Source organism: Ruegeria sp. AL1 (genome assembly GCF_056540905.1).
Window position 1 is genome coordinate 1 of the sequence record NZ_JBQFXP010000024.1, and the last position, 12521, is coordinate 12521.

Here is a 12521-nt window from a genome sequence, read left to right on the forward strand (position 1 = left end):
TGGGACTCATGCGGGCCGAGATCGAGCGCGACATGAAGCTGATGGGCGTCACCCGCGTCGATCAGCTTTCACGTGACAACCTGCGGTTTCGTGACGCCGAGTTCGACTTTGCCACGCGCCAAAAGGCGGTTGCCTGAACCCAGATCAGCTAGGGGACTACTCCAACGGGCAGAGCGGTTCACGCAACCGCCCTACCCGCCCGGGCTCTGCCTCAGGTTTTCAGGCAGCCAGGTGGCAAGGTCGGGAAACCAGATCAGGATGAAGACCATCAGCACCATGATCAGGAACATCGGAATCGCCGCGCGCGCGATATAGCTCATCTCGTGGTTGGTCATGCCCTGCATCACGAACAGGTTGAAGCCGATGGGCGGCGTGATCTGCGCCATCTCAACCACCACCACGATGAAGATACCGAACCAGATCAGATCAATCCCGGCGTCGCGGATCATCGGTTCGACCACGGCCATGGTCAGCACCACGGACGAGATTCCATCCAGGAAGCAGCCAAGGATGATGTAGAACACCAGTAGAACCATCAAAAGTTCGAACCGCGTCAGCTCCCACCCCGCAATCAGATCGGCCAGCCCACGCGGCAGGCCGGTAAAGCCCATCGACAGCGACAGGAACGCCGCGCCCGCAAGGATCAGGGCGATCATCGCGCTGGTGCGTGTGGCCCCCATGAGGCTTTCGGTAAAGGTCTTCCACGTCAACGATCCCTGCCCCGCCGCAAGCAACAGCCCGCCGATCACGCCAAAGGCCGCAGCCTCGGTCGCGGTGGCATAGCCCAGATACATCGATCCGATCACCACCAAGATCAGCAGGATCACGGGCAGTAGAAAGCGCGAGTTCTTGACCTTTTCCGAGAAGCTGAGCTTGCCTTCCTCATTCGGCTGCCAATCCTTGCCCAGTTTCGAATAGATCGCCACGTAGCCCATGAACATCGCCGCCAGCACAAGACCCGGCAGGATGCCCGCAAAGAACAGCTTGGTGATGGATTCGTTGATCGTGACCCCATAGACGATCAGCGTCAGCGAAGGCGGGATCATCAGCCCCAGCGTTGCAGCACCGGTCAAAGTGCCGATGATCATCCGTTCGGGATAATTGCGCTTGCGCAGTTCCGGGATCGACATTTTGCCGACCGTGGTCAGCGTGGCCGCGGATGAGCCCGACACCGCGGCAAAGACGGTGCAGCCCACGATATTCGTATGCACCAGACCGCCGGGCAGCGGGGCCATCCATGGCGACAACCCTTTGAACATGTCCTCGGATAATCGCGTTCGATAGAGGATCTCGCCCATCCAGATGAACATTGGCAGCGCGGTCAGGGTCCAGGATGAGGAGGCAGACCAGATGGTGGTGATCATCACGTCGCCGACGGGTCGGGTCGTGAACAGCTCCATCCCGACCCAGGCGACGCCCATCAGGGCCAGCCCGACCCAGACACCGCTGCCCAGAAGGGTGAACAGAACGAAGAGGAAGAGGATGATGACAGACAGGTTTTCCATGCTCTTATTCTCCGTGGCTCTGATCAGCCAGATCGCGGGTGATCCGGTGATCGCCTTTGAACAGCACATGGAACAGGTGATCGGTCAGGGCGATGGCCAGGATAACGGCCCCGATCAGCATGGTGGATTGAGGTATCCAAAGCGCCGTTCTGTCCTGCCCCTGACTGACGTCATTGAACTTCCAGCTCCAGTAGACAAAGCGGTAGGCGTACCAGCAGAAATACCACATCACAGCGGCTCCGATGGCAAAGCACCAGATTTCAAGGATGCGCCGAACTTTGTCAGACACCGCGTTCAACAGGATCGACACGCGGATGTGACTGCCCCGGTTCAGGGCGTTGGCAAAGGCCAGAAATGACGCTGCGGCCATTGCATAACCGGCATAATCGGGCGCGCCGGGAAAGACCTCTCCGGTCCAGCGGGCCAGCATCTGCACCACGATCAGCAGCAGGATGGAGATCAGGCTGAGCGCCGCCAGAACCCCTGCCGCCAGATAGATGAAATCCAGTACGGACCGAAGTCCTCGCAATGCTGCCATACCGTCCCCGCGTTATTATGATTGGTTTGTGGGCGGCGGTTTTCTCCGCCGCCCACGCGCGCAGTTACTGCGAGGACTGGAACGCATCGACGATGGCCTTGCCCTCGTCCCCTGCGGCTTCCAGCCATTCGTTGGTCATGGTCACGCCGATTTCTTTCAGCTCACCCACCATTTGATCCGAAGCCGGGCCAACGGTCATGCCGCCGTCACGCAGACCTTGCAGCGTGAACCCGGTATATTCCTTGGCGCGCCAGTTGCCCGCGTATTCAGCCAACTCGGCACAGGCTTTGATGACGTTCTTGTTGGTGTCCGACACGCCCGACCAGACATCCGAGTTCACCATCACGTAGTTGCGCGGCAACCAGGCGTCGACCTCATAGAAATAGTTCAGGCTTTCCCAGACCTTACGGTCGTACCCGGTTGATCCCGACGACACCATCGAATCCGCCACACCGGTGGCAAAAGCCTGACTGATCTCAGCCGCTTCGATGGTCACAGGCAGCATCCCGGTCAGCTCGGCCAACCGTGAGGTCGCGTTGTTGTAGGACCGGAACTTGATCCCCTCCATATCCGCGACCGAGGTTACCTCATCCTTGAAATACAGCCCCTGCGGCGGCCATGGCACGGCATAAAGCAGCGTCAGGTTCTGTTCGGCCAGCAGTTTTTCAATGGACGGCCTGGCCGCATCCCACAGCTTGGCGCTGTCGTCGAACGAGGTTGCCAGGAACGGGATTGAATCAAACCCGAACAGCGCGTTTTCATTCTGGTGACCCGACAGCAGGCGTTCCCCAATCGGGGCCTGCCCGGTCTGGATCGCGCGCTTGATGTCCGCCCCTTTGAACAGTGAGCCCGAAGGGTGGGTGACGATTTCGATCTCGCCGCCTGTGCCGGTGGTGACGCATTTGGCAAACTCTGCCCCCGTGGCCGAGTGGAAGTTCGACGCCGAGTAAGCCATCGGCATATCCCATTTTTCGGCCAGAGCGGGTGCGGCTGACGCTGCAGTCAAAGCAGTTGCTGCCATTAGGTTTGTTAGTTTTTTCATCGTATTCTCCCTATTGAATTTCCAGTTGCCGGTGGTGTTCACCGGCCATTTCTTATGTTGCGTAACGCGAGGGTGCATAGACGCTCATATCCGTATTCGGGGTCCGGCCCGCGACCATCTGCGCCAACAGGCGTCCTGTTTTTGGGCCACCCGTCAAACCGATATGATGGTGACCAAAACCCATATAGGCACCGTTAATCCTCGGAACCACTCCGATCACCGGGATCGAATCCGCCGGAGCAGGCCTGTGCCCCATCCATTCCACTTCCTCCTTCCATGTCACGCCCGGAAAGGCGGCCCGGGCATTCTTGCGCATCAACTCAAACGGTGCGCGTGAGGGCGGGGCATCCAACCCGCCGAATTCAACTATCCCTGCCAAACGTATGCGCCCGTCCATCGGTGTGGCAACAAATTTGCCTGATGCCACCATGACCGGGCTACGCGGCATGGCAGAAGGTTCTACCAATTCAAGATGATAGCCGCGTTCGCTTTCAAGGGGAACAGAAACCCCCAATCGTTTCGCCAAAGGCCCCGACCAGACCCCGGCCGTCACAATCGCGGTGTCGCAGGGAATGGTCTCTGCACCCGTTCGCACCCCTGTGACACGCCCATTGTCGCGTAGTACGTCCTCGACATGGGCACGAATGATCCGACCGCCATTCTTCTCGACATGCGCGGCCAGGTCCTTCACATAACGCCCCGGATCGGTGATGTGACCATGATCTGACAGCTTGGCGGCAAAACCGATATCCGTGCTGAAAACCGGATCATAATCGTGAAAGGCTTTGCCCTCCAGTTCTTCCCACTGGAAACCGTGCTTGCGCCGGATGCCCCAGCCAAACGCGTCACCTTCGAACTGGGCCCGATTGCCATAAAGGAACAGATAATCTGACGGCACAATCCACTTTTCAGCGCCCGTCCCTGCCGCCAGAGCCTTGTGGTCATTCAAGCTGTCTCCGACAATGGGCGTCAGGGCAGCCGCAATCCGTTCAACATCGGCGACGTTCGCGTGGCTCAGATATTGCCTGAGCCACGGGAGCAATTTGGGAAGGTACCCCCATTTCAGAAACAACGGCTGAGAACGGCTGAACAGCATCTTTGGCGCTTTCCCAAGCAGACCGGGAACCGTCACCGGCACGATCGAGCAGGATGCCAACACCCCGCCATTGCCGTGGGATGTGCCCTCGCCCGGTCCCGCTTTGTCGATCAGGATCACGTCATGACCATCGCGTTGCAGCCAGACCGCGGCGGACACTCCGACAATTCCTGCACCGATGATGGCTATGGTTTTTTTGTCGCTCATGCCACCGCCCTTGCCACCGCGTAGTGATCCAGTTTGGCCACATCCGGCCTGCCGCCCAACCCCGGGCCGTCGGGAACAGCCACCTGACCGTTGCGGACCGGGAACGGCTCTTCCAGAATGTCCTGAAACAGGAAGTAGGACGCCTGATAGAACTCGCAGCCCAGCGTGATTTCTGGGGTTGCCGCGATCATATGCGTACCTGCCAGATGGGCCAGACCGGCTTCGAACATATCACCACCATAGGCCGTCAGGCCGTGTGACGCCGCCATCCGCGCGACCGTCTGACTGCGGGTCAGACCACCAGATTTCATGATTTTAACCGACACACCGTCGCAAATGCCCTCGCGCGCAGCGCGTTCCATATCCTCGGGGCCAAAGACACTTTCATCTGCCAATAGCGGCACATCGGTCATCCCGCGCAACTGGGCCATCATGCCAAAATGGTGCGCGCGGACCGGTTGCTCGATGAAATCCGGGGCGAACTGTGCCACATCCCGCACCCGCGCCGGAGCCTCTTCGATGCTAAGACCCTGATTATAGTCCACACGGACAGAGAAATCGGGATGGGACTGCGCCAGATGTTCCAACCGCATGATGTCAAACGCGTGGTCCTTGAACCCTGTCTTGAGCTTCACGATCCGGATACCATCCGCCTGCAGCTGCGCCAACAGATCGATATCCTGCCCGAAATCGGGGTTCGCAATCGAACAGCTGAGCGGGATCGTTCCGCGGCAGCGGCCCCCCAGCAGGGACCAGACCGGCACCCTGCAGATCCGGCCCGCAAGATCCAAAAGGGCCGTTTCCAATGCCGCCTTCGCCTCGGTACAATGAGCCACGGCATAAGCCGCGCGCGCCATTATCGCAGACCGGTCCCCAACCCGTGCACCAACAACAAGCGGGCGCAAATAACGGTTCAGCGCGGCATAGGTGGCTTCGGGCGTACCTGTGAACACGGACCAGGGCGAGGCCTCGCCAAAGCCCTCGGTTCCGTCCTCGGATCTCAGCCGCAGGATGACAATTTCGCACGCACCTTCGACGGATCCTATCCCGTGATCGCGACGGGATGTAACCGGCAGCTTCAGGTGCCACAGGTCATACCCGATGATTGTCTGCTCCAGATCGCCCATTGCACCCCTTGCCAGTGGCATCAGCCTGCCTTGACCGGCATATCATTTCAAATACTATTTCTTCGGCACTTCATCAGATAAAATGATAGGCTGACTTATGTCTCTCCGCTTTCGTCAATTGCAGGCCTTTCACGCCATCATGGAGACCGGCACCGTGACTGGCGCTGCCTCGGTGCTGGGCATCTCGCAACCGGGCATCAGCAACCTGTTGGCCCAGCTGGAACGCGAAGCGCGGTTGCCGCTGTTTGAAAGAACCAAGGGGCGTTTGTTGCCAACACCCGAGGCCGAGCTGTTGTATCGCGAGGTCGACACAGTCGTGCGCGGATTGGATCACGTGGCGCAGGCGGTGTCGGATTTGCAGAACAAGCACCCGGGTCAGTTGCAGGTTGCTGCACCGCATCTGCTGTCGTTTGGGTTCATGCCGCGCGAAATCGCCCGCTTTGCGCACAGCCGACCCAACCTGTCGGTCAGCTTTCAATCGCAATACTCCTCGAAAATTCAGGAATGGGTGATCTCGGGCCTGTTCGAGATCGGCATTGTCGAAATGCCAATACTGCATGATACGCTGAATTATCAGGTGTTCCGATTTGAAACGATGGCGACTTTCCCGGACACCAGTCCTCTGGCGGCGCATGAGGTGCTGACACCCGAGATACTTGAGCACGAGCCATTCATCGTCATGGGCCCGGAACATCAGACCCACCGCCGGACCCGTGATATCTTTCAAGCTGCAGGACGCACGTGGCGGACGCAAATCCACACTCATCTTTCGGAAAACCTGTTGAGTTTTGTCAAACAGGGTATGGGCGTGGCGATGATCGACCCGTTTACCGTCACCTTCGACGGTGAAAACGGATACCTGACACGTCCCTTCCGTCCGGCCGTCATGCTGGACCTTGCGATCATCACCGCCAAAGGACGCCCCCTGTCTACGATAGCGCAGGAGTTTCTGGCCCAGCTCACCCCGTCAATCGCCTCTTACGCGACCCATTCCGAGACCGGCGCCGCTGCTTCGTGAAGGGGTTGCGAATGGATATCGACCAGTGTCGGGCCGTCATGTTCGATGGCTTGCCGCAGAACACTAGGCAGATCGGCAGGGTCCCGGACCGTCCATGACTTCACGCCAAAGGCGGCGGCCACGGCTGCGTGATCGGTGCGGTTGAAATCAACATTGTAATACCGCTGACCAAAACCCGCATTTTGCCCGGCCTTGATCCAGCCAAAGACCGAGTTCGAGAACACAATCGACGTAATCGGCATGTTGTGCCGGACCATCGTTTCAAATTCGCCACAAGTAAAGCCGAACGAGCCGTCGCCCATGACGGACAGGGTTTTGACCGAAGGCCGCCCCACATGCGCGCCCATGGCGGCGCCCAACGAATAGCCCAACGCTCCATGCGCGCGGTTCGTGATGAAGTGCCGCCCCGGTTTGCGCCAACGATAATGCGCACTGAAATAGGGGCACGGCGTGCCGGGATCAGCGACCACAATCGCATCGTCATCGAGGATATCCATCAGCGCGGCCATCACCGCCTCGGGGCGGATCGGCGTTTCGCGACTGGCGGCCAGAGGGGCGAAGGCGGTCAGCTTGGCCTCCCATGCGGCGCGGGCTTTGGCCGTGCCACCCAGATTGGGCAAGTCCCGACGAGCCTGCAGCGCATCCGCCAAGGCCTCAAGCGCCAGACAAGCATCGGCGCAGATCGCGACCTCGGTCGGATAGTTCGCGCCGATCACCATCGGGTCGCTGTCGATATGGATGATAGTGGCATCACGCCCGGGGCTGCGCCAGCGTTCGGTCGTGACCGACCCGGCGCGGCAACCTATGAACAAGACGACATCGGCAGCGTCCACCACGGCGCGGGTCGCAGGCACACCGCCGTTCGACCCCACCACGCCCAGGGCCAGCGGATCAGTTTCAGCAATCGCACCTTGACCCGAGACTGTGGTGGCAACCGGCATGTCCAGCAGGGCTGCAACCCGGCGCAGCGCATCTTCAGCGCCAGACAGAACCGGGCCGCCCCCACACACCGCCACAGCGGAGTTCGCCTGCGCCAAAATCTCGGCAGCGGCTTCAATCGCATCCGGGTCCGGCCCCGCCCTCTCGGCCGGAAAGCTGCGATGCCGCGCATCCGCCCAAATTTCGGCCTCGTCCAACGGCGCTTTCTGAGTGTCAAACGGCAGCGCCAGATGTGTCGCGCCGGGTGTGCCTGTCGTCATCGCGCGGAATGCCGCGCGAACCATGGCCGGCAGACGAGTCGCGTCATCCAGCGAGGCGTTCCATTTCGCCAACGGCTTGAACAGCGCCGGTTGGTCCAGTTCCGTCAAAGGGTACTTGCCCCGGCTGGTTGTCGCCACGTCCGACGTGATTGCCAGAATCGGAACAGAGCTTTCGTTGGCCTCGACCACACCCGGCAGAATATAGGTCGCGCCACCACCGGAAGGGCCCTCACACACGCCCGGCTTGCCTGTCACGCGGGCATAGCCATCCGCCATATAGGCTGCGTGACGTTCATCTCTTGTCAGAATGTGCTGAATTCCGTGGTCCATCCGGGCCAGCGCATCATAGAACGGCAACGTGGTGTCACCGCACAGGCCAAACATATGCGTCACCCCATGCGCTTCGAGCATACGCACCATGGCTTCCGCTCCGGTCAGATGGTTTGTGCCCGTCATTGCATGTAGCTCCTATGGTTTCAGAATTGCGCACAGATCTGTATACAGTAATGTATATTGATTTCAAGACGTGCCTGTGTCACCTGTCGATCAGGAAAAAGGACAAAGGTCATGGCAGGTCCACGGGTTGATGACATTTATGATCAGGTCAAGGCGATGGCGGTGTCTTTCCGGCTACGTCCCGGCGACCGGTTGAACGAGGTCGCGCTGTCCCGAGACCTTGGGGTCAGCCGCACCCCCCTGCGCGAGGCGTTAAACCGGCTCGTCGCTGAACGGCTGTTCGATTTTCGCCCCGGTCAGGGTTTTTTTTGCCGCCCGCTGGACGCTGAAAGCGTTTTCGATCTGTTCGAACTGCGCCAGATCATAGAAGTAGCGGCCGTGCGCGCGGCATGCGTGAAGGCGACGGATGGCGATCTGCAGGCGCTCTGCACTGAGCTGTATGAGACCGGGATCGACATCACCGGCCTGACCGTCGAAGACGCCGTCAGCCGGGACGAGGCCTTCCATCTGGGGATCGCAAAACTATCCGGCAACAACGAGTTGCTTCAGACCCTGATGCGGATCAACGAGCGCATCCGGTATATCCGCTGGATATCCATGAGCATGGACCGGGTGCATCGCTCGAAAGATGAGCATAAACGTGTCATGCAGGCACTGATGGACCGCAACAGAGATCAGGCGGCCGACATACTGGGCACGCATATCGCCAAGCGGATGGACCAGGTTCAAGACGCCGTGCGCGAAGGAATATCCAGCATCTACATGGAAGGGTCCGAGAACATCTCGACCCGCATCATCGAGGAGGCCAAGACATGATCGCAAGGGGCGGCAAATCCATCTACGGCGCATCGGTCGGAATCCTGATGCTGGACGCCCGGTTTCCCCGCATTCCCGGCGACATGGGCAATGCGCAGACATGGCCCTTTCCCGTGCTCTACCGCATCGTCCGCGAGGCCTCGCCAGATCGGGTGGTACGGCACAAGGCCGATGGCATGCTGGACGCGTTCATCGACGCCGCGCGCGAACTGGTCCGCGATGGCGCAGACGGGATTACCACCAATTGCGGCTTCCTGTCGCTTTTCCAATACGAACTGGCGCAGGCCGTGCCGGTGCCAGTTGCCACCTCCTCGCTGATGCAGGTGGGAATGGTGAACCGAATCCTGCCCGCAGGAAAACGTGCAGGGGTCCTGACAATCTCGGCCTCATCCTTAAGCGACGACCACCTTCGCCTTGCCCAGGTTCCGGCCGATACGCCCATTGGCACGACCGAAGGGGGCCAGGAATTCACCCGCGCCATTCTGGGCAATGAAGAGGCTTTGGACGTGGAGAAAGCCCGCGCGGATAATGTCGAGGCTTCGCTTGCCCTGCAAGCCGACACCCCGGATCTGGGCGCGATTGTGCTGGAATGCACCAATATGTGCCCTTACGCGTCGGACATCCAAAAGGCGACCGGCCTGCCCGTCTTTTCAATCGTGTCCTTCGTCAACTGGTTCCAATCCGGGCTGACCCCTCCGGTCTACCCGTTAAGCTAAGGTCGCGCGTCAGGAGAGTCTCAGTTTCTTTCGCAACGGCCCGCTGTTTTTCACGATGACTGCCTCGACCTGCCCCGAGACACCCGGAATGGCAATTCCGTGGGTCTGACCCAACATCTCGGCAATGCCCAGCCCGCACATCTCGTGCATGTATTTTGAATAAACAATGGCGGCATCCACTTTCCGCGCCACAGTCTCAAACGCCTCGGCTGTGATCGAGACATTGCCAATCGCGGTCACGGCACTGGGGGCTACCTGCGCCGAGCTCTTTCCCACGCGCCCGATCACCGCCCGCCCCGAGTGCACGCCAATAGCAACGGACAATGGCTGAACCAGTTGTTTGTCCAGCAGACCGCTGTCGTCCTGCAGCAGCAACTGACACTCCGCCGCCGCCGACAGAGCCGCACGCGCGGCTTGCGTCTTGTGAGTCTCAAGGCCAAAAACGGCCGTCAGCCCGTCATTTGTGAATTTGTCGACAACGCCGCCCTGCAACTCGATCTGCTCGACCATCAGGTCCAATAACTGGTTGAGCACAAAGATCACATCATAGGGCAGAGTTTTGTCCACGAATGGCCGAAACTCTTTGATCTTGAGGTGCAGCACGCTGACCTCACGTTCGACCCCCCATCCAAACGGGTCCGATTTCAGAGGCGTGGACGACGCGCGTCGCGGTTGGATCAGTGGCCGAACATCGACATCACCCACAACACGCGCCTGACAGGCCAGACGCATATTTGGCTCGGCATTGATCTTGTCCAGCAGCTTGCGCTCGGCCGGCCCAACCGGGCTGAGCCCGTCTTGTTCCGACATGACAACCACCCGACAGGTCGAACAGCGCGCCCGTCCGCCGCAAATTGACATATGCTCAATGCCGTTGTCGCGGCTGACATCCAACAGCGTCTTGCCCGGCGCCGCGTCCAGCACAAGGTCCCGACCGTAAGACACCTGAACCCGTTTGCGCAGGTTCATGGCGAAATACAACAGCCCGAAAAGCAGCAACACCGCGCTCAGAATAATGATGACCCATCCCTGAGCCGCTGTCTGATAAGATGAAACTGCCCCACGCACCTCACTCAGCCGCACAGCCAAACCTGCCACTTCGGCACCGTCTGGTACAAGCTCAAGACGCAGTAACTCGCGCTGCGCTGCCACCATCCAACCCGCAATGGCCACAATCGGAATCGCCACCGCGACGGGCAGAAGGATCAACAGCCCGTCCTTATACCAGGACTTGGATCGCAGCCAAAAGTGAACTCCGACCATCCCGTGCACCCAGACCAGCAGAAGCAGGGCATTCTGTTTGACCGCCGACACCGGCCAAAGCAAGGACAGCTCCTGTAGGTAGCTGACCGGCACCCCGGTCAACACCTCGGACCCGCGCGTGACAATGACATGGCTGACCAGCCAGTACGGGATCGCCAGCCCCAATAGGATCTGAAACCAGCGCCAAAACGGCATCTTCAGACTGCGAATGCTTAGAATACTAAGCGCGCCCAACAGGATATGAACGGCGAAGGACCCATATAGCAGAGCCGTACCGGGAACAGAACTCCAGACATAGGACATGACGGACAGCATCCCGTCCATCCAGGCCAGAGAAACCAACCCAAGGCCATGGTTGATGAAATGACCGGTCGCATATGCCAACAAGATCAAACCCGACCACAGCCGAGCCTGCTGCATCACCGAGCCTCTCCCATTCGCCCTGATCACCCGTTGACCGCTTTCCATACCTGCAATCCGCCACCTTATTTAGTTCCTATTTGACCTAGCGGATTGAGCGCGCGCGGGTAGCGGAAACAAAGGAGTTCGGGTGCCACGCAGTTCACTTTAAGGTGCAGTTTTTGTGAATGGCGTTGGATACTGGTTTTGGGAGAGGATTTGCACCTGTGACGTTCAAGTGACCGAGCCCCCTTAAATTAGACCATTGTGGTGTTAGCAATCGGTCCAAGCAAAGGATGGACTATGAAACGCAGTTTTAGTGACGAACAGATCATTGGGAAGATCAAGGGATACGAAGCTGGTGTGAAATCCTGCGTAAGCAGCTCCCTGTTCAGCAGCGCCGTGATGCGGCGATATCCATAGGTTGGACGCTTCGCCACCAACGCCTGTATGTGTGGCAGGACCGCCGTATCTTGGGCTTTATGATAGCCCCGACGCGGCTTTGCGCTCCCGTTCACCCGGTCATGCAGGTTGGAACGGGAGACCTCCAAAATATCGGCGACGGTTTTCATAGCAAATCGTGCCGTTTCGGCGACAGCGCAAGCAAGGTCGGTTTTTTGCCAGTGACTTGTCGAGGGCTTCCTTCAGGATTTCTACTTCCATCGTCTTGCGCCCGAGCTGGCGTTCAAGTTCCCGAATGCGAGCCTCCATGCCACGGACCGTCTTGTTTCCGGTGACGCTGTCATTTGCGGCCAAGGCGATGCTTCCCCCTTCGAGCATGAGCTTGCGCCAACGATACGGAAGATTGGGAGCCACACCATTGCGACGCGCAACAGCAGAGATGCTCTGCCCCTCAAACATCGTCTCTTCTACGATCCGCAGCTTGTCAGCCGCAGACCAGTGACGACGGCGGCCACCGTCGGTGATGATTTCAATCTCAGACATGAGCATGTGCTTAAGGCTATCCTTAAGCCTCCTTGGTCAGGCCAAGGTGCCCGGTCTAAATGGGGGCCAGTTCACGAACTGCTTACGGCTTTGCACCTCTGACCTTCAGGTTATGAGCCTGACGAGGTTTGATCGTTAAGCAAACAGTCCGGTGGACTGTTTGTGGATCGAACGGGCTGTTTGGATTTTGGTTG

10 protein-coding genes and 1 pseudogene are annotated in these 12521 nt (G+C 59.2%); 3 read left to right on the forward strand and 8 right to left on the reverse strand.

Annotated elements, in window-relative coordinates:
- Nucleotides 1–191: 191 nt before the first annotated feature.
- The 5 genes from ACRZ9X_RS22105 to ACRZ9X_RS22125 form a co-directional block, all read right to left on the reverse strand.
- Nucleotides 192–1505, reverse strand: a complete 1314-nt coding sequence (locus ACRZ9X_RS22105; protein WP_480522258.1) for a TRAP transporter large permease — start codon at nucleotides 1503–1505, stop codon at nucleotides 192–194.
- 4 nt (nucleotides 1506–1509) lie between these two features.
- Nucleotides 1510–2043: a TRAP transporter small permease gene (locus ACRZ9X_RS22110; protein ID WP_480522259.1), complete on the reverse strand. Its 534-nt coding sequence runs from the start codon at nucleotides 2041–2043 to the stop codon at nucleotides 1510–1512.
- Between the two features lie 64 nt (nucleotides 2044–2107).
- Nucleotides 2108–3085 (reverse strand): TRAP transporter substrate-binding protein, encoded by a 978-nt coding sequence (locus ACRZ9X_RS22115; RefSeq protein ID WP_480522260.1) that lies wholly within the window; start codon nucleotides 3083–3085, stop codon nucleotides 2108–2110.
- Nucleotides 3086–3137: 52 nt separating this feature from the next.
- The gene (locus tag ACRZ9X_RS22120) at nucleotides 3138–4388 is read right to left on the reverse strand and encodes an NAD(P)/FAD-dependent oxidoreductase (RefSeq protein ID WP_480522261.1); all 1251 of its coding nucleotides are present in this window, start codon (nucleotides 4386–4388) and stop codon (nucleotides 3138–3140) included.
- Nucleotides 4385–5515 carry an enolase C-terminal domain-like protein gene (locus ACRZ9X_RS22125; protein WP_480522266.1) on the reverse strand — a complete coding sequence of 377 codons (1131 nt, stop codon included), beginning with the start codon at nucleotides 5513–5515 and terminating at the stop codon, nucleotides 4385–4387. The genes ACRZ9X_RS22120 and ACRZ9X_RS22125 overlap by 4 nt, the downstream gene beginning before the upstream one ends.
- Nucleotides 5516–5612: 97 nt before the next feature.
- On the opposite strand from ACRZ9X_RS22125, the gene ACRZ9X_RS22130 reads away from it, so the two are divergent.
- Nucleotides 5613–6533: a LysR family transcriptional regulator gene (locus ACRZ9X_RS22130; RefSeq protein WP_480522262.1), complete on the forward strand. Its 921-nt coding sequence runs from the start codon at nucleotides 5613–5615 to the stop codon at nucleotides 6531–6533.
- Here the strand turns inward: ACRZ9X_RS22130 and ACRZ9X_RS22135 are convergent.
- Nucleotides 6494–8188, reverse strand: coding sequence for a thiamine pyrophosphate-binding protein (locus ACRZ9X_RS22135; RefSeq protein ID WP_480522263.1), 1695 nt, complete (start codon nucleotides 8186–8188; stop codon nucleotides 6494–6496). The two genes, ACRZ9X_RS22130 and ACRZ9X_RS22135, sit on opposite strands and share 40 nt — an antisense overlap.
- A gap of 111 nt (nucleotides 8189–8299) precedes the next feature.
- Here ACRZ9X_RS22135 and ACRZ9X_RS22140 point away from each other — a divergent pair, with 111 nt between their 5' ends.
- Nucleotides 8300–9004, forward strand: a complete 705-nt coding sequence (locus tag ACRZ9X_RS22140; protein WP_480522264.1) for a GntR family transcriptional regulator — start codon at nucleotides 8300–8302, stop codon at nucleotides 9002–9004.
- Nucleotides 9001–9720, forward strand: coding sequence for an aspartate/glutamate racemase family protein (locus ACRZ9X_RS22145; protein WP_480522265.1), 720 nt, complete (start codon nucleotides 9001–9003; stop codon nucleotides 9718–9720). Before ACRZ9X_RS22140 ends, ACRZ9X_RS22145 begins: the two co-directional genes overlap by 4 nt.
- A 9-nt stretch (nucleotides 9721–9729) precedes the next feature.
- Here ACRZ9X_RS22145 and ACRZ9X_RS22150 read toward each other — a convergent pair whose 3' ends face one another.
- Together ACRZ9X_RS22150 and ACRZ9X_RS22155 are read right to left on the reverse strand one after the other, a co-directional pair.
- Nucleotides 9730–11403, reverse strand: coding sequence for an adenylate/guanylate cyclase domain-containing protein (locus ACRZ9X_RS22150; RefSeq protein WP_480522267.1), 1674 nt, complete (start codon nucleotides 11401–11403; stop codon nucleotides 9730–9732).
- 317 nt (nucleotides 11404–11720) lie between these two features.
- Nucleotides 11721–12333, reverse strand: a pseudogene (locus ACRZ9X_RS22155) (transposase); the annotation flags it as partial.
- Nucleotides 12334–12521 lie beyond the last annotated feature (188 nt).